We start from the raw sequence: 15,426 nt of genomic DNA, 5'->3' as shown, positions 1-15,426 counted from the left end.
CCGGTCCATGCACACGGCCCCGATCGGGCTGGAGGCCACTGATTCGGAGATGACGCGTCAAGGAGCTTCGTGCTCGGAACCACCCTGTGAAGCGCAAAAAGCGCATGGCACCTTTGCATCCTTAGCGCAAACTTCATAGCTGCGTGCTAATGTCGCCGCGCTCGCGATGACGGGGAGGATTATGCATGGATTGGGACAAGCTACGGATATTCCATGCCGTCGCCTCGGCCGGGAGCCTGACACACGCCGGCGACAGCCTCCACCTGAGCCAGTCCGCCGTGAGCCGGCAGATCCGCGCGCTTGAGGAAAGCCTGAACACGACCCTGTTCCACCGGCATGCGCGCGGCCTCATCCTCACCGAACAGGGTGAACTCCTGTTCGAGGCCACCCGCTCCATGAACAAGCGCCTGGAGACGGCAGCCGCGCGGATTCGTGACAGCGAGGAGGAGGTGTTCGGAGAACTGCGGGTCACGACCACGCTCGCTTTCGGGACCTTGTGGCTCGCGCCACGCCTGCCCAAGCTGTACGAGCGCTATCCCGACCTCAAGATCCACCTGATGCTCGAGGAACGGGTTCTCGATCTCCCAATGCGCGAGGCCGATGTGGCAATCCGCATGAAGGAGCCATCGCAAGCCGATCTGATCCGCAAACGCCTGATGGCGATCCGGATCGGCCTCTACGCCTCCAGGACCTATCTCGAAAGGTCGTCCAAACTAGAAAAGCTGGAAGACATCGCCCAGCACCGCGTCATCACGCAGGGACCCACATCAGCCCAGGTGACCGCCGGGGCCAGTCTCGCGGAACAGTTGCTCAGCTTCGAGCCACAGAGCCTCCTGACGATCAACAACTACTTCGGCGTCCTTCAGGCCACGCTCAACGACCTTGGAGTCGGCGTGATCCCGGACTACATCACCGAAGACTTCCCGACGCTGGTCCGCGTCCTGCCCGATGTCGAATCCGGCGAGGTTCCGGTGTTCCTCGCCTACCCCGAGGAACTTCGACAGTCCAAGCGGGTCGCTGCGTTCCGCGACTTCGTCCAGGACGAAGTCATAGCCCATCGTCGCCGGATCCGCGACGCCGCCTAACAACCAGAGAGCGAGTCATGCAATCCTTGCATGTCAGGTTTGCGTCTGGGTATGGCATATACGACTTGTGAGAGAGCAGCACGCCTCCTAATTGGGCAACTGAAGATGATGGCGTCTTGCGTTCATCATTTTCACCTCCCTGTTGGACTTCGCCGGGCCTCTGAGCCCGGCTTTTTTTTGGGACGCCCGACAGCAAATCCGCACGCCTCCCTTTCGCTGGACGCCCCAAGATCCTAAACGGCCGTCAGCATCAAAAGCGGAGGCCCTCATGCGCTCGGAACCCGGGATCACGCCTGAACTCATCGCGGCTCACGGCATCAAGCCCGAGGAATACGAGCGGCTGATCGGCATTATCGGGCGCCTGCCCACGTTCACCGAACTTGGCATCTTCTCGGCCATGTGGAATGAACATTGCTCGTACAAGTCGTCCAAGCGCTGGTTGCGGACGCTGCATACCAACGGGCCCCAAGTCATCTGCGGCCCAGGCGAGAACGCCGGCGTCGTGGACCTGGGCGACGGCGATGCCTTGGTCTTCAAGATGGAAAGCCACAACCACCCCTCCTACATCGAGCCCTACCAGGGCGCGGCGACCGGCGTGGGCGGCATCCTGCGGGACGTCTTCACCATGGGCGCCCGGCCCATCGCTGCCATGAACGCACTGAGCTTCGGGGAGCCGTCGCACCCCAAGACCAAGCGGCTGCTGTCCGGCGTCGTGGAAGGCGTGGGGGGCTACGGTAACGCCTTTGGCGTGCCCACCGTGGGCGGCGAGGTGCGATTCCATCGAGCCTACAACGGCAATTGCCTCGTGAACGCTTTCGCGGCGGGGCTCGCCCGGACGGATGCGATCTTCTACTCGGCAGCCTCGGGCGTAGGGATGCCGGTGGTCTATCTCGGGGCCAAGACGGGGCGCGACGGGGTGGGCGGCGCGACGATGGCCTCGGCCGAGTTCGACGACACCATCGAGGAGAAGCGCCCGACCGTGCAGGTGGGCGACCCCTTCACCGAGAAGCGCCTCATGGAAGCCTGCATGGAGCTGATGGCCTCCGGAGCCGTCATCTCGATCCAGGACATGGGCGCGGCGGGACTAACCTGCTCAGCCGTGGAGATGGGGGACAAGGGGGGCTTGGGCATCCGGCTCGACCTGGATCGCGTACCTGTGCGCGAGAAGGATATGACCGCCTACGAGATGATGCTCTCCGAGTCCCAAGAGCGAATGCTCATGGTGCTCAATCCCGAGAAGGAGGACGAAGCGAGAGCGATCTTCGAGAAGTGGGACCTCGACTTCGCCATTGTGGGCGAGACTATTCCCGAGGACCGTTTTCTCATCATGCTCGGCAACGAGGTCAAGGCGGATCTGCCGTTGTCGCAGCTTTCATCCAGTGCACCGGAGTACGACCGGCCCTGGGTGTCTACGCCCATCTCGGCCGAAGCACCGGAGCCGCCTCCGATCAGTGCAATCGAGGCGCTGAGGACGTTGCTCGCCGACCCTAGCTACGCCTGGAAAGGTTGGGTGTGGGAACAGTACGACAGCCAGGTCGGGGCCGATACGGTGCGGCGGCCCGGGATGGGCGCGGGCGTCGTTCGGGTCCATGGGACAGCCAAGGCCGTGGCCTTCACCTCGGACGTGACGCCGCGCTACGTGAAGGCCAATCCGTTTGAGGGCGGCAAGCAGGCTGTCGCGGAAGCTTGGCGCAACCTCGTGGCCGTTGGCGCGCGACCGCTTGCTGCCACGGACAACCTCAATTTCGGCAACCCCGAAAAGCCTGAGATCATGGGCCAACTCGTCGGTGCGATCCAAGGCATCGGTGAAGCCTGCCGCGCCCTCGACTTCCCCATCGTGTCTGGCAACGTGTCTCTCTACAACGAGACAGATGGCAGCGCGATCCTGCCTACGCCGACCATCGGAGGCGTGGGCCTTCTGCAGTCCTTGGACGAGGTCATCGGCGGGCCGGCCAAGGACGGCGACGTGCTCGTGCTGGTGGGAGAAACGCGAGGACATCTGGGCCAGTCCGCGCTGCTTGCCGCACTGGGCATCGAGGCAGGCGACGCGCCGCCGGTCGATCTCGCCAGGGAGCGGCAGCATGGGGAGTTCGTGTTGTCCAACCGCACTCTGATCCGAGCCGCCACGGACCTGGCGGACGGCGGTCTTGCGCTTGCAGCCTTTGAGATGGGCGAAAGCGCCGGGATCGGGGTTGAGTTGCAGGCGGCCGACCTCCCCACCCTCTTCGGAGAAGATCAGGCCCGCTACCTTCTGGCGTGCCGGCCCGACGATGCAGACCGGGTGCTCGCCAAGGCACAAGAGGCCGGCGTGCCGGCTGTCCTGGTCGGCCGCATCCATGGCGAGTCTTTCCGCCTGGGAGAGGAGCATGCTTCCATGCTGGATCTGGTGGCCTTGTGGCGCACTGCCTTTGAGGCCGCGGTAGTCTAGCTGACTTGCGGGTCCACTGGCGCTTTCTTACATTATAACGAACGCACGAGGATCCCTCCGATGGCCATGCAAGCCCACGACATCGAGACGCTCATCCGCGCCGCCTTTCCCAAGGCGCGGATCAGCATCACCGACCTCGCAGGGGACGGAAACCATTATGCGGCCGAAGTCGTGGACGAGAGCTTCCGCGGCATGAACCGCGTCCAGCAGCAACGGGCCGTCTATGCCGCGCTCAAGGGTCGCATGGACGGGCCGAGCGGAGAACTGCATGCGCTTGCGCTAACGACCAAGGCGCCGGATTGATCAGGAGCCTGCCACCCTGCTGATGACATGCGCCGAACTTGGCTTGGCTCTCTCCACAGCCTGCATCAGCTTGCAAACCGTGCCTGGGATCTCGATAAACAAACGATAGCGAGAGGATCGCTGAGATGACTACGACGACCGCACTGGACCAGATCCGTGAAACCGTTCAGTCGAACGATGTCGTGCTCTTCATGAAGGGCACCAAGAGCATGCCGCAATGCGGCTTCTCGTCCCGCGTGGCGGGCGTCCTCAACTACATGGGCGTCGAGTTTCAGGACGTGAATGTCTTGGCTGACCCGGAGCTTCGTCAGGGCATCAAGGACTTTTCGGACTGGCCGACGATCCCGCAGCTTTACGTCAAGGGAGAGTTCGTCGGCGGTTGCGACATCATCACCGAAATGACGCTTTCTGGCGAACTGGACACTCTTCTCGATCAGAAGGGCGTTGCATATGACAAGGCCAAGGCCGAAGAGATCCGTCAAGCCAACGGTTGAAAGCCTGCGGGCCTGCAAAGGCCCTCTTCTCCTGGCCCGAAGCACCCGCTTCGCCTGTACAGAACTGCAAGACTTGGCCCATGGGCCAGAGGGTTCTCACTTCATCCCAAGATGGTGTCCCGTGCTCACGGGGCACCATCAGGGCGCCTGGATAGAAAGCGCTCCTGCTTTGCGGTTCAGCTGAGGCCCCTGCCGACACAGCGGGATCGCCTGTCAGACTGGCGGCTCAGGCCGTGATCTTCTTTGCCTGACCGGGAACAAGCTGTCGCACCGCATTCGACAGGGCCTCGGCCTCGTCCGCCACGTCGATGAACAACTGTCGAACCTCGGCCGGGATGACAGGGACTTCGATGCGAACCTCAACCGGAACCTCGACCGGCACTTCGACGGTCTTGGGCGTCGCCGCAAGCTGGGCCTCGAGTTGCGCGACCTTTGCTTCGGCCTCCCGCAGGCGGTCCTCAAGCCCGGCCGTCTTGTCTGCCAGCAGCAAGCCCGCCATCAACAGCATCCGAGCTTCCGGCATGCGACCGATCTGCTCGCTGAGTGTGGACGCCTCGACATCCAGCAACTCCGCGGCAGACTTGAGGAATGGCTCTTCGCCGGGCTGGCAAGCCACTTCGAAGCTGCGGCCTCCGACGATGATTTCGACTTGTGGCATCAGCGCGCCTCCTCGACGATTGGGATGAGTTCGGAAAGAACGGCATCGATCTCGCCGCGCTCGGCATCTCGGGCAGCCTTGAGGGCTTCGACCTCGGCTCTGAGACGGATCACCTCTGCCTCGAGGGCTGCACGATCGCTCTCGCGCTCGCGCAGGGCACGGACGCGCTCCTCAAGTTGGGCATTGACGACGCGCTCGTCATCCAATTCGACCCGAAGGCGTTCGATCTCGGCCGCCGAAGCCGCTTTGGCGGCCAAGGACTCTGCCCCGCCGGCGATGCCCTCGAACGCCGCGACGATACGGCGACGTGCCTCAAGTAGATCGCCCAAATCGCCTGCACCGCCTGACTCGTCCATACGTCCCCCGCCTCATTCTTGTCGAAGGCGGGAGGCCGCCCCGCTCCGCAAGCGCTTCCCGCGCCCGTTCGGCCCAAAGTCTATGGGAAACCTGCGCCGCTCGCAATTGCGCGACTCCCCTTTTTCGAGAACGACTTGGAAGCCACGCTTGATCTTGCCTGTTACGCTGGTAAGTCAGGCCCGGAACCGGGAGGAGTGATTTATGGACATCGCGAGCCTGCGCAACGCGCATTTCGAGCATTGGCGGCTTGCTGCCGCGATCCGCACGCTGACGCTCGATGCCGTGGCGGCGGCCAACTCTGGTCATTCCGGAATGCCGATGGGCATGGCGGACGTGGCAACCGTGCTGTTCGACAAGCACCTGAGATTCGACCCCAAGGCTCCGTTCTGGCCAGACCGGGACCGGGTCATCCTGTCGGCTGGACACGGCTCCATGCTGCTTTACGCGCTCCTCCACCTGACCGGCTACGACGATATGACTCTCGAGCAGATCCGGAACTTCCGGCAGTGGGGATCGCGCACGCCGGGGCATCCCGAGGTGCATCACACAGCCGGGGTGGAGACAACGACCGGCCCGCTCGGCCAAGGCCTCGCTAATTCCGTGGGGTTCGCGATCGCCGAAGAGGCCCTGCGCGCCCGGTTCGGGGCCAAGGTCATCGACCACCACACCTATGTCATTGCCGGCGACGGTTGCCTCATGGAGGGGGTAAGCCAAGAAGCCATCGCCCTAGCGGGCAAACAGAAGCTGTCCCGTCTGATCGTTCTGTTCGATGACAACGGCATCACCATCGACGGCAAGGTCTCGATTGCAGATGAAACGGACCAAGGCGCGCGCTTCGCGGCTTCGGGCTGGCATGTGCAGGCGATCGACGGCCATGATCCGACGGCCATCGACGCGGCAATCATTGCCGCCAAGGCCGACCCCCGGCCCTCGATGATCGCCTGTCGCACGCACATCGCCCTGGGCTCCTCGGCGCAGGACACGTCCAAGGGTCATGGTGCTCTCACCGACGCCAAGCTGATCGCCGACACGCGTGCGGTATACGGCTGGGAGCATGGCGCCTTCGAGATCCCGGCGGACATCAAGGCTCGCTGGGAGCAGATGGGGAGTCGGGGCGCACAACTTCGCGCCGAATGGGAGGAGCGGATCACCGCCCTTCCCGCCGCACGGCAGACCGAGTTCCGACGGATCGCGGCCGGCGAGCCGCCCCGCCGCCTTGCCGCAGCGATCCGGGACGTCAAGAAGGCAGCCTCGGCCGAGACCAAAGGCGTCGCCACCCGCAAATCCTCCGAGATCGTGCTGGAGGCCATCAACGGCATCATGCCCGAAACGCTCGGCGGCTCGGCCGACCTCACAGGGTCCAACAACACCAAGACCAAGGATCTCGGCATCTTTGATCCCGGAAACCGTAAGGGCCGCTACATCCATTACGGAATCCGCGAGCATGGAATGGCATCCGCGATGAACGGGATCGCGCTGCATGGGGGCGTAGTGCCCTATGGCGGAACGTTCCTGTGCTTCGCCGACTATGCACGGCCAGCAGTGCGGCTCTCGGCCCTGATGGGCGCACGCGTGGTCTATGTGTTCACCCACGACTCGATCGGGCTGGGCGAGGATGGCCCGACCCACCAGCCGGTGGAGCACCTGGCCATGTTGCGCGCGACGCCCGGCCTGCGCGTCTTCCGCCCCGCCGACACGGTCGAGACCGCGGAAGCCTGGGAACTGGCCTTGACGCACCCCGGTCCCTCCGTGCTGGCACTGTCACGCCAGAACCTGCAGCCCGTCCGGACCGAACATACCAACAAGAACCTGTCGGCTCAGGGCGCCTATATTCTGGCCGAGGCTACGGGCAAGCGTCAGGTGATCCTGTTGGCGACCGGCTCCGAGGTCGAGATCGCCATGGCCGCGCGCGGGAAACTGGAGGAGCAGGGCATCGGGACCCGGGTCGTTTCGGTGCCCTCCATGGAACTGTTCGCCGCGCAGGATGAACGGGTGCGGCGTCGCGTCCTGCCGCCGGGTGCCGTGCGGATCGCCATCGAAGCGGGCGTGCGCCAGTCCTGGGATCGCTGGTTGCTGGGCGATGGCGGTCGTGAGGCCAAAGCCGCCTTCGTGGGGATGACGAGCTTTGGCGCCTCGGCGCCGGCCGAAGTCCTGTACGAGCAGTTCGGGATCACGTCCGACAACGTGTGCCGGATCGCTCAGTCGCTACTTTGACGGTTGGTCAGGCCGGAGCGCCCAGCGCCCCGGCCCGGCCGCCGCTAAGGCAAGACATCCCCCCGCGATGGCCCAGTTCTTGACAAAGATCGACATCTGCCAGCCATCGCCGGGGATGAAGTGGAACAGGCTCGTGACCACGCAGTATGCGGCCAGCAGGCCTGCAACTGGTCGAGTCCAGATCCCCAGCACCAGAATGATCCCGGCGATGAGATTGAAAACGAGCGCGGGCCAGACGAGCCACTCGGGCCAGGCCTTGCCCGCGAGCAGCTGCTCCACGGTATGTGGGTCCAGCCACTTCTGGACCGACCCGAGCAGGAAGAGCTGCGCAAAAAGAAGTCTGGCGACCAGCAAGGCGAGCGGACGTGCGATCATGGCCTGGACCCTCCGACTGGTGAGGTAAGGCACGAGGGGAGACCTGCGACAGGCTTGGTTGACCTTCGCGCCGGAATCGCCATGTTGCCGCGCAATGGCGCAACGGACGCGCCGGTACAAGGAGTACGGCTATGGTGGTCAAGGTGGGGATCAACGGCTTCGGCCGCATCGGGCGCAACGTGCTGCGCGCCATCATCGAATCGGGCCGGACCGACATCGAGGTTGTTGCCATCAACGACTTGGGCCCGGTCGAAACCAACGCCCACCTGCTCCGCTACGACTCGGTCCATGGACGTTTTCCCGGCACCGTCACCACCACCGAGAACACGATCGACGCGGGCCGCGGGCCCATGCAAGTGACCGCCGAACGCGACCCCACCAAGCTGCCTTGGCAGAATGTCGATATCGCGATGGAATGCACCGGGATCTTCACCGATGGGCCCAAGGCGGCGCTGCACCTCCAGAACGGCTCCAAGCGCGTGCTCGTCTCGGCCCCGGTGTCCGGCGAGGAGTGGACGACCGATAAGGCGGTCAAGACGATCGTCTACGGAGTGAACGACGGGTCGTTGGACGCCAACGATCATGTGGTGTCGAATGCGTCCTGCACCACCAACTGCCTCGCGCCGGTCGCCTATGTCCTTCAGGAGGCTATCGGCATCCACCATGGCTTCATGACCACGATCCACAGCTACACCGGCGACCAGCCCACGCTGGATACGATGCACAAGGACCTGTACCGCGCCCGCGCAGCGGCCCTGTCGATGATTCCGACCTCGACAGGCGCAGCCAAGGCGGTGGGCAAGGTTCTGCCCGACCTGAACGGTAAGCTTGATGGCGTGTCGATCCGTGTGCCTACCCCCAACGTCTCGGTTGTGGACTTCAAGTTCGTCGCCAGGCGCGCGACGTCGGTCCAGGAGATCAACGAGGCGATCCGCAGTGCCGCCCAGGGCCGCCTGAAGGGTATCCTTGGCTTCACCGAGGAGAAGCTGGTTTCGTCGGACTTCAACCACGATCCCCATTCCTCGGTGTTCCACATGGACCAGACCAAGGTCATGGACGGCACGCTTTGCCGGATCCTATCCTGGTACGACAATGAGTGGGGCTTCTCGAACCGCATGGCAGACACGGCCGTCGCCATGGGCAAGCTCATCTAAGGCAGGATCATGGCTGAATAGCCTTGGCAGTCCCCTGTGGGGACTGCCTTCATTGACAGATCCGAAACCCGTTCTCGCGCCATTTCACGTCCAAGTGGAGGTGGTCGCGATGGTCTGGATCGCTTCCCGGCCCCAGAACGGTGGTGAAGTCCAGACAGGCGGCAGACCGCACAGCACGCTGGAATGACTCTTCAATCGTTCCATCGCCGCCCCGGGGTTGAACGGGAATCGGATCACCGCGCTCGAACCGGAATGCCATGATATCGAGGGCGTTGCCGAAAGCGTGCTCGGATGTTTCGCCATCGGCGCGCGGCCGACAAAGATAGGCGGTTCCGTTATCCAGACCCACGAGGCGGCCCCGGTCCCCGAGCTTCTGGCTGAACGGACCGACCGCGTCCGCGACCCACCGCGCAGCCGCCAAGGCCGTACTGCAACGCAAGGTCGCGTCGGGTTCAAGGTCGACCCCTGTCGCGATCTCCGTGATGGTCACTGGATTGACCATCCCGCAATCACGGTCCTCCGCCTCCGTGATCGGGTCGCCCGTGACAAAGGTCACCCCGAGGTCGGTCAGGGCCGCCAAGCAGGCTCTCAGCTCCTCCTCTGGTTCAGCCAAGGTCTCGCGGATCGGGGATGCCAGAGGCTTCGACTCCGGCGCGTGCGGAACATCGTTCCTTTTCCCGGACTCATCGATGGCCTTGGACTCTGCTTCCACAGGCCTAGCGTCAGCCGGAGTATCATCAGCAGGACGAACCACCGGCGTAGGAGCATCGTCCGGGGCAAGCTGGGTGGCGCCCTGGTCCTGGGCTTGGGCTCCTGTCGTCATGAAACAAAGTGTCAGGAGCGATCCGAGAACCCTCATTCGACAAACTCCACCACCGTGCCTTCCCGCACCAAACTGGCGAGTTCCTCGGCGTCCCAGTTGGTGAGCCGGACACAACCATGACTGGCCCTTTGAAACAGGACCGAAGGCTCTGGGGTGCCATGGAGGCCATAGGTGGGTTTGGACAGGTCGATCCAGACCGATCCCACAGGACCGTTCGGCCCTGGCGGAAGAACCAGGGGATCAGTGTTCTCCCCTTGGACGAAGTTCTCAGGATCGTAGTGGTAGGTCGGCAGATGCGCGATCGCCGTTACCTCAACGAGTCCCTCAGGCGAGGGCGTGAAGGATGATCCGATGGTGACAGGGTAGTTCGCCAGCATCTGCCCAAAGTCGTCAAACGCGGCCAGCCGACTTTCGCCCTTCCGAACCTCCACCCTTGCTACGCTGCCTCCGGTGAAAGCGCCCGGATCAGCGGCCACGATGGTCTCACCCGCAACAAAGCGAGCCGACGGGTTCATGGACAAGAGAAAGTCCTCATCCATGTGAAAGCGCTCGGCCAGCATCTCGCTGGTCCGCCGGTAGCCCAGCCAGTCCATGGCGGCCAACTGCGCGTAATCCTCTGGCAACGACGAGACAATGTTGGCCATATCCTCCGGAGTGATCGTGTGGAGTTGCAGGACCGAGGGTGAGTAAGGACCCCCAAGCGCATCCCACACGACCGCGTCAATCACCCCGTCCACTGGAAGCCCTTGCCGGGCTTCAAAGGCCCGAATCGCGCTTTCGGACATCCCACCTTTTCGACCGTCGATGACTCCGGGTGAGATGCCGGCCCGATCAAGAAGGATCTGCAGCTTGGCCGTGAGAGGCGACGGATCGTCGGGCAGATCGCCTGCAATGTAATTCGCCGCCTCGATCGCCTCGGGCGTCACGACCAGTTGAGCCCCAGCAGGGCCGGCAGAGACGACCAGAATGACAGGAAGTGCTGATCGAAAGCGGCTCATTCAGTTCTCCGACGCATGCATGACGTCCTCCAACGCGCCGAACGCCTGCTTTGTTCGTCGTCTGTGACCTTGCGATGACAGCAGCGCACAAATGTTATGCATTCACTGCATGCCGGATAGCCTGATCCGTCGCTGGTGCCGCAGCGCAGCGTCGCCCATATCTCAGTCAGCGGGCCGATGGGCGGCCTGCCGCACCCGAGGATAACCATGTCTTTGATTACGCATCTCCGCTCCGCGATGGAGAAGCGCGCCGCTTATCGCCGTACGCTGAACGAACTTCGCGGAATTCCGGCCCACCTGGCTGACGACCTCAACATCCATCCCGGCGACGCCGAGCGCTTGGCGCATTTAGCCGTTTACGGCTGACCGGACCGGGATACTGCCTACCAAGGCCGCCTTTGGGCGGCCTTTTCGTTTGGAGGTGTCTGCGGGTCATGTGAGACAGATTGAGGGTTCTGAGTTTTGCAACCTTAGCAAACCTTCCGAAGTGACGATTTCTTGGTCGGGCATGGTTCACTGCCAAGCTGACAACTTGCGAAGCTATGTTGTGGTAGAGACGGCTCGGTAACCGACGCTCCGCTCCTCTCCGGACAACCTATGAAACGCATGGCACTCCTCTCCGTCGTTGCAACCCTGCTTGCCGTGGGAGTGGCCCTCGCCTGGCCGCCCAGCGAAGATTGGGTCGCAGAGCATCTGCATCATATGCTTGCGAGGACCGCACGGGCCATGCCAGCCGATGCTGTCAACTGCCGGCAGGCCGGCATTTCCTGGACTCAACTTCGATCGGCCTTCCGCTGCTCAGTTAGGACAACCTGCGGCCACCCGATGGATGTTGTAGTTTTTGCTGATGTTCGAAGGGGTATCTACCGCGCTGGCGATCCTCTAGCGTTCGTGCTGTTTCGCCATTGCCCCTCCATGCTCCCGAACGACGTCCAAGAGGTCCAAGAGGCAAAGACGGATCAAGGCGGATAGGGCCTCAACGCTCCGCTGTGAGCAAGACCAACGAGGCAGGCCAAGCAGACCAACACGGCTTGCGGACATGTCCTTTCATTTTCCGGGAAACCGTTGCCGCAGGGCGGTATTCACGGCCGGAGTCACGAAGCGCGAGGTGTCTCCGCCCAGACGAGCGATCTCCTTGACGAGCTTGGAAGCAATGGCTTGGTGCCGCGCCTCCGCCATCAGGAAGACCGTTTCTATCGAGTCGTCGAGAGTCCGATTCATCCCGACCATCTGAAACTCGTACTCAAAATCGGCGACGGCTCGGAGCCCTCGAATGATTACCGAGGCGCCCACGTCACGGGCGCAGTCGATCAGGAGGTTTTCGAACGGATGCACGACGATGTGCGTCCCGCTCGACTGTTCGATGGCTGTGATCTCTCCCCCGATCAGGGCCACCCTTTCCTCCAGCGAGAAAAGAGGCCCTTTGTCGCGGTTGATGGCCACGCCGATGACTAGGCGATCGACAAGGGTGCAGGCCCGGCGAATGATGTCGAGATGGCCGAGTGTGACCGGATCGAACGTCCCCGGATATAAGCCGATCCGCATCAACGCCCCGTGATCATCCCTTCAAGAGCATCCTTTTCCATGGACAGCTCCGAAAGGCGAGCCTTGACAACATCCCCGATGGAAATCAGGCCGATCATGGTGCCGCCGTCCATGACAGGCAGGTGGCGGAAGCGGCCTTCCGTCATGCGGATCAGGACATCGTCGGCCTGATCGTCGCAGTTGCACGTGACGACATCCTCGGTCATCAGCTGCGAAACCGTCTCCTCAAAGCACTCTACCCCCCGAACGCCCATCTCCCGGACGATGTCACGCTCGGAGATGACGCCCGAAGGCCGGGTCCCATCTTCGCTGACCACGAGACAGCCGATCCGCCGCTCGGAGAGGATGCGGGCGGCGTCGGCCACCGTGGCATCGGAGCGGATCGTAAGAACGCTGTCGTTCCCCTTAGACTTGAGGATCTGTCTCACGAGCATGGCGGTCTCCCTGACTGCGCTATGACCCAAGGGTTGTGCCACCCTGCTCCTCTGTCAAGCGCGCAAGACCCTCAAGGCGAGCAACTTCGTCACGGACGCCCTGGACGATCGCGTCGGCCAGACGAGTCATGCGCTCGGACCGGCGGTCGGCGTCGTGACGAACCAGATAGAAAGCGCGAACGAAGCTGACCTGACCGGTGAGGATTCGGGCCAGCTCGGGCGCGAACGGCAACGCGAAATCGTGGACTATCCCTACACCGCCTTGACGGAGCAACTGGAGTTGAACAGGGACCGAGTTCGACGCGAGTTGCACCATCCCAAGATCCAGGTCACCCAAGTAGTCGAGCGCACGATCGAAGATCATGTCGGGAATGTAGCCCACCACGGGACGTCCCCTCAGCTCGGACAGCGTGGCGATCGCAGGAGCGTCTCGACGCTGCGCCAGATGCAGCCGATAGTCCGTGATCTTCTGAATCATCAGGCGGCCCGCATCAGGTGGGCTGACCGTAATGGCCATATCCGCTTCACGCCGGGACAGGTTCACGACCCGGGGCAGCGCAAGGATTTGGATTTCGAGCCCTGGGTTGTCGGCCTGTATGCGGGCGGCGACCTGCGGCAGAAGATAATTGGCACAACCATCAGGCGCCCCAATCCGAACCTGTCCCACCAAGCCCTGTGACGCCCCACGCACCTCCTCCAGGGCAAGGCGCACGGCTTCCTCGGTTTCCTCAGCCCGTCCAAGGAGCCGAGCGCCCAAGTCCGTCAGTGCGTATCCCTGCGGGCTCTTCAGGAACAGCGCCGCTCCAAGTCTTTCCTCAAGGCGGGCTATGCGACGGCCCACGGTGGCCGGGTCCATCCGAAGGCCGGACGCCGCGCCGGACAGGCTTCGGGCCCGAGCCACGCCAAGAAAGACGCGCATGTCGTCCCAATCGAGCATCCTGCATTCCTGCATGACGGTTTTGAGATTAACGGTCTTTCCGACAGAAATCTGCAAGCCTAGAAGCGTGTCAACACCTCCGGGAGGACACGATGCAAGAACTGACCCACTACATCGACGGCGAACGCGTGAAGGGAACCTCTGGCCGCTTCGCCGAGGTCTTCAATCCCGCCACTGGCGAAGTTCAGGCCCGCGTGCCGCTCGCCTCCGTCGAGGAGATGGACCGGGCCGTTCAGGTCGCCGCTGCAGCCCAGCCGAGTTGGGCAGCGGTCAATCCGCAGCGCCGGGCGCGTGTGTTCATGAAGATGGTCGCCCTCCTGAACAGGGACATGGACAAGCTGTCGGAGGCTTTGTCCCGTGAGCATGGGAAGACCCTCCCCGACGCGGCCGGCGACATTCAACGGGGCCTCGAGGTCGTCGAGTTCTGCATCGGCGCGCCGCATCTTCTCAAGGGCGAGTTCACCGACGGCGCGGGTCCCGGCATCGATATGTACTCCATGCGGCAAGCGCTGGGCGTGACGGCAGGAATCACCCCGTTCAACTTTCCGGCCATGATCCCGATGTGGATGTTCGCGCCCGCCATCGTCTGCGGCAACGCCTTCATCTTGAAGCCGTCCGAGAGAGCGCCCTCAGTGCCCATGATGCTGGCGGAGCTGATGGAGGAAGCCGGTCTGCCCAAGGGCATTCTCCAGGTGGTGAACGGAGACAAGGCCGCAGTGGACGCCATCCTTGACCACCCGACTATCCAGGCGGTGGGCTTCGTCGGCTCAACTCCGATCGCCCAGTATATCTACGGACGCGGGGCGTCGAACGGCAAGCGGGTTCAGGCGTTCGGCGGCGCCAAGAACCACATGATCATCATGCCTGACGCCGACCTGGACCAGGCGGCCGATGCCTTGGTCGGCGCCGGATACGGCGCGGCGGGCGAACGCTGCATGGCCATCTCGGTCGCCGTTCCGGTGGGCGAGGAAACGGCCGACCGCCTGATCGAAAAGCTCGTGCCGCGTATCGAGAAGCTGAAGGTCGGTCCCTACACCTCCGGCAAGGACGTCGACTATGGCCCGGTGGTGACCGCCGCCGCCAAGGCTAACATCCTCAAGCTCGTGGAGTCCGGGGTGGAGCAAGGCGCAGAGTTGGTCGTCGACGGCCGCAACTTCTCGCTCCAGGGCTACGAAAACGGGTTCTTCGTGGGCCCTCACCTGTTCGACCGCGTCACGCCCGAGATGGATATCTACCGGAAAGAGATCTTCGGACCGGTGCTGTCCACGGTGCGCGCGGCCTCTTACGAGGAGGCGCTAGGACTGGCCATGTCGCACGAGTACGGCAATGGGACCGCGATCTATACCCGTGACGGAGATGCAGCGCGCGACTTTGCCGCCCGAGTCAATGTCGGCATGATCGGCATCAACGTCCCGATCCCGGTGCCCCTCGCCTACCACACCTTCGGTGGCTGGAAGAAATCGGCCTTTGGGGATCTGAACCAGCATGGCCCGGACTCGATCAGGTTCTACACGCGTACCAAGACGGTCACGTCGCGCTGGCCATCGGGCATCAAGGAAGGGTCGGCCTTCAACTTTAAGATGATGGAATAGTCCGAAGGCCAGCATTGCCAGAACGAAGA

The 15,426-nt window shown here is 63.1% G+C and carries 16 protein-coding genes; 8 read left to right on the top strand and 8 right to left on the bottom strand.

The window, feature by feature from the left end:
• Positions 1–185: 185 nt before the first annotated feature.
• The 4 genes from FHG66_RS07500 (at position 186) to grxD (ending at position 4,310) form a co-directional block, all read left to right on the top strand.
• Positions 186–1,085: a LysR family transcriptional regulator gene (locus FHG66_RS07500; RefSeq protein WP_139076128.1), complete on the top strand. Its 900-nt coding sequence runs from the start codon at positions 186–188 to the stop codon at positions 1,083–1,085.
• A gap of 268 nt (positions 1,086–1,353) precedes the next feature.
• A complete protein-coding gene (gene purL, locus FHG66_RS07495; RefSeq protein WP_139076127.1) occupies positions 1,354–3,513 on the top strand; it encodes a phosphoribosylformylglycinamidine synthase subunit PurL in 2,160 nt (719 codons plus the stop codon).
• Between the two features lie 60 nt (positions 3,514–3,573).
• Positions 3,574–3,816, top strand: coding sequence for a BolA/IbaG family iron-sulfur metabolism protein (locus tag FHG66_RS07490; protein WP_139076126.1), 243 nt, complete (start codon positions 3,574–3,576; stop codon positions 3,814–3,816).
• 125 nt (positions 3,817–3,941) lie between these two features.
• Positions 3,942–4,310 carry a Grx4 family monothiol glutaredoxin gene (gene grxD / locus FHG66_RS07485; protein ID WP_139076125.1) on the top strand — a complete coding sequence of 123 codons (369 nt, stop codon included), beginning with the start codon at positions 3,942–3,944 and terminating at the stop codon, positions 4,308–4,310.
• Between the two features lie 226 nt (positions 4,311–4,536).
• On the opposite strand, the gene FHG66_RS07480 is transcribed toward grxD, so the two are convergent.
• Together FHG66_RS07480 and FHG66_RS07475 are read right to left on the bottom strand one after the other, a co-directional pair.
• Positions 4,537–4,968 carry a cell division protein ZapA gene (locus FHG66_RS07480; protein ID WP_139076124.1) on the bottom strand — a complete coding sequence of 144 codons (432 nt, stop codon included), beginning with the start codon at positions 4,966–4,968 and terminating at the stop codon, positions 4,537–4,539.
• On the bottom strand, positions 4,968–5,324 hold the full coding sequence (locus tag FHG66_RS07475) for a hypothetical protein (RefSeq protein ID WP_246082502.1): 357 nt from the start codon (positions 5,322–5,324) through the stop codon (positions 4,968–4,970). Before FHG66_RS07475 ends, FHG66_RS07480 begins: the two co-directional genes overlap by 1 nt.
• A gap of 202 nt (positions 5,325–5,526) precedes the next feature.
• On the opposite strand from FHG66_RS07475, the gene tkt reads away from it, so the two are divergent.
• Positions 5,527–7,539: a transketolase gene (gene tkt / locus FHG66_RS07470; protein ID WP_139076123.1), complete on the top strand. Its 2,013-nt coding sequence runs from the start codon at positions 5,527–5,529 to the stop codon at positions 7,537–7,539.
• Here tkt and FHG66_RS07465 read toward each other — a convergent pair.
• Positions 7,531–7,914 (bottom strand): DoxX family protein, encoded by a 384-nt coding sequence (locus FHG66_RS07465; RefSeq protein WP_139076122.1) that lies wholly within the window; start codon positions 7,912–7,914, stop codon positions 7,531–7,533. The genes tkt and FHG66_RS07465 overlap by 9 nt on opposite strands.
• 131 nt (positions 7,915–8,045) lie before the next feature.
• Here FHG66_RS07465 and gap point away from each other — a divergent pair, with 131 nt between their 5' ends.
• Positions 8,046–9,068, top strand: a complete 1,023-nt coding sequence (gene gap / locus FHG66_RS07460; RefSeq protein WP_139076121.1) for a type I glyceraldehyde-3-phosphate dehydrogenase — start codon at positions 8,046–8,048, stop codon at positions 9,066–9,068.
• Positions 9,069–9,117: 49 nt separating this feature from the next.
• Here gap and FHG66_RS07455 read toward each other — a convergent pair whose 3' ends face one another.
• Positions 9,118–9,648, bottom strand: a complete 531-nt coding sequence (locus tag FHG66_RS07455; RefSeq protein WP_176556157.1) for an extensin-like domain-containing protein — start codon at positions 9,646–9,648, stop codon at positions 9,118–9,120.
• 275 nt (positions 9,649–9,923) lie between these two features.
• Positions 9,924–10,889: a L,D-transpeptidase family protein gene (locus tag FHG66_RS07450; protein ID WP_139076119.1), complete on the bottom strand. Its 966-nt coding sequence runs from the start codon at positions 10,887–10,889 to the stop codon at positions 9,924–9,926.
• A gap of 207 nt (positions 10,890–11,096) precedes the next feature.
• On the opposite strand from FHG66_RS07450, the gene FHG66_RS07445 reads away from it, so the two are divergent.
• Positions 11,097–11,255 carry a YjiS-like domain-containing protein gene (locus FHG66_RS07445; protein WP_139076118.1) on the top strand — a complete coding sequence of 53 codons (159 nt, stop codon included), beginning with the start codon at positions 11,097–11,099 and terminating at the stop codon, positions 11,253–11,255.
• A gap of 681 nt (positions 11,256–11,936) precedes the next feature.
• Here FHG66_RS07445 and coaD read toward each other — a convergent pair.
• The 3 genes from coaD to FHG66_RS07430 are packed head-to-tail and all read right to left on the bottom strand — an operon-like array spanning position 11,937 to position 13,805.
• Complete coding sequence (gene coaD, locus FHG66_RS07440; RefSeq protein WP_139076187.1) at positions 11,937–12,434, bottom strand: pantetheine-phosphate adenylyltransferase; 498 nt, start codon at positions 12,432–12,434, stop codon at positions 11,937–11,939.
• Positions 12,434–12,868 carry a CBS domain-containing protein gene (locus FHG66_RS07435; RefSeq protein ID WP_139076117.1) on the bottom strand — a complete coding sequence of 145 codons (435 nt, stop codon included), beginning with the start codon at positions 12,866–12,868 and terminating at the stop codon, positions 12,434–12,436. The genes coaD and FHG66_RS07435 overlap by 1 nt, the downstream gene beginning before the upstream one ends.
• 19 nt (positions 12,869–12,887) lie before the next feature.
• Positions 12,888–13,805, bottom strand: coding sequence for a LysR family transcriptional regulator (locus FHG66_RS07430; RefSeq protein WP_139076116.1), 918 nt, complete (start codon positions 13,803–13,805; stop codon positions 12,888–12,890).
• A 92-nt stretch (positions 13,806–13,897) separates the two neighbouring features.
• Here FHG66_RS07430 and FHG66_RS07425 point away from each other — a divergent pair, with 92 nt between their 5' ends.
• Positions 13,898–15,397: a CoA-acylating methylmalonate-semialdehyde dehydrogenase gene (locus tag FHG66_RS07425; RefSeq protein WP_139076115.1), complete on the top strand. Its 1,500-nt coding sequence runs from the start codon at positions 13,898–13,900 to the stop codon at positions 15,395–15,397.
• Positions 15,398–15,426 lie beyond the last annotated feature (29 nt).

It is taken from the genome of Rubellimicrobium rubrum (genome assembly GCF_006152115.1).
Classification (GTDB): domain Bacteria; phylum Pseudomonadota; class Alphaproteobacteria; order Rhodobacterales; family Rhodobacteraceae; genus Rubellimicrobium; species Rubellimicrobium rubrum.
Note: the sequence above shows the minus strand (reverse complement) of the source record. Positions and strands in the feature narration are given on the sequence as shown.

Coding starts and splice junctions, on each gene's coding strand:
- FHG66_RS07500 (WP_139076128.1), top strand. CDS start 186: ATGGATTGGGACAAGCTACGGATATTCCATGCCGTCGCCTCGGCCGGG.
- purL (WP_139076127.1), top strand. CDS start 1,354: ATGCGCTCGGAACCCGGGATCACGCCTGAACTCATCGCGGCTCACGGC.
- FHG66_RS07490 (WP_139076126.1), top strand. CDS start 3,574: ATGGCCATGCAAGCCCACGACATCGAGACGCTCATCCGCGCCGCCTTT.
- grxD (WP_139076125.1), top strand. CDS start 3,942: ATGACTACGACGACCGCACTGGACCAGATCCGTGAAACCGTTCAGTCG.
- FHG66_RS07480 (WP_139076124.1), bottom strand. CDS start 4,968: ATGCCACAAGTCGAAATCATCGTCGGAGGCCGCAGCTTCGAAGTGGCT.
- FHG66_RS07475 (WP_246082502.1), bottom strand. CDS start 5,324: ATGGACGAGTCAGGCGGTGCAGGCGATTTGGGCGATCTACTTGAGGCA.
- tkt (WP_139076123.1), top strand. CDS start 5,527: ATGGACATCGCGAGCCTGCGCAACGCGCATTTCGAGCATTGGCGGCTT.
- FHG66_RS07465 (WP_139076122.1), bottom strand. CDS start 7,914: ATGATCGCACGTCCGCTCGCCTTGCTGGTCGCCAGACTTCTTTTTGCG.
- gap (WP_139076121.1), top strand. CDS start 8,046: ATGGTGGTCAAGGTGGGGATCAACGGCTTCGGCCGCATCGGGCGCAAC.
- FHG66_RS07450 (WP_139076119.1), bottom strand. CDS start 10,889: ATGAGCCGCTTTCGATCAGCACTTCCTGTCATTCTGGTCGTCTCTGCC.
- FHG66_RS07445 (WP_139076118.1), top strand. CDS start 11,097: ATGTCTTTGATTACGCATCTCCGCTCCGCGATGGAGAAGCGCGCCGCT.
- coaD (WP_139076187.1), bottom strand. CDS start 12,434: ATGCGGATCGGCTTATATCCGGGGACGTTCGATCCGGTCACACTCGGC.
- FHG66_RS07435 (WP_139076117.1), bottom strand. CDS start 12,868: ATGCTCGTGAGACAGATCCTCAAGTCTAAGGGGAACGACAGCGTTCTT.
- FHG66_RS07430 (WP_139076116.1), bottom strand. CDS start 13,805: ATGCTCGATTGGGACGACATGCGCGTCTTTCTTGGCGTGGCTCGGGCC.
- FHG66_RS07425 (WP_139076115.1), top strand. CDS start 13,898: ATGCAAGAACTGACCCACTACATCGACGGCGAACGCGTGAAGGGAACC.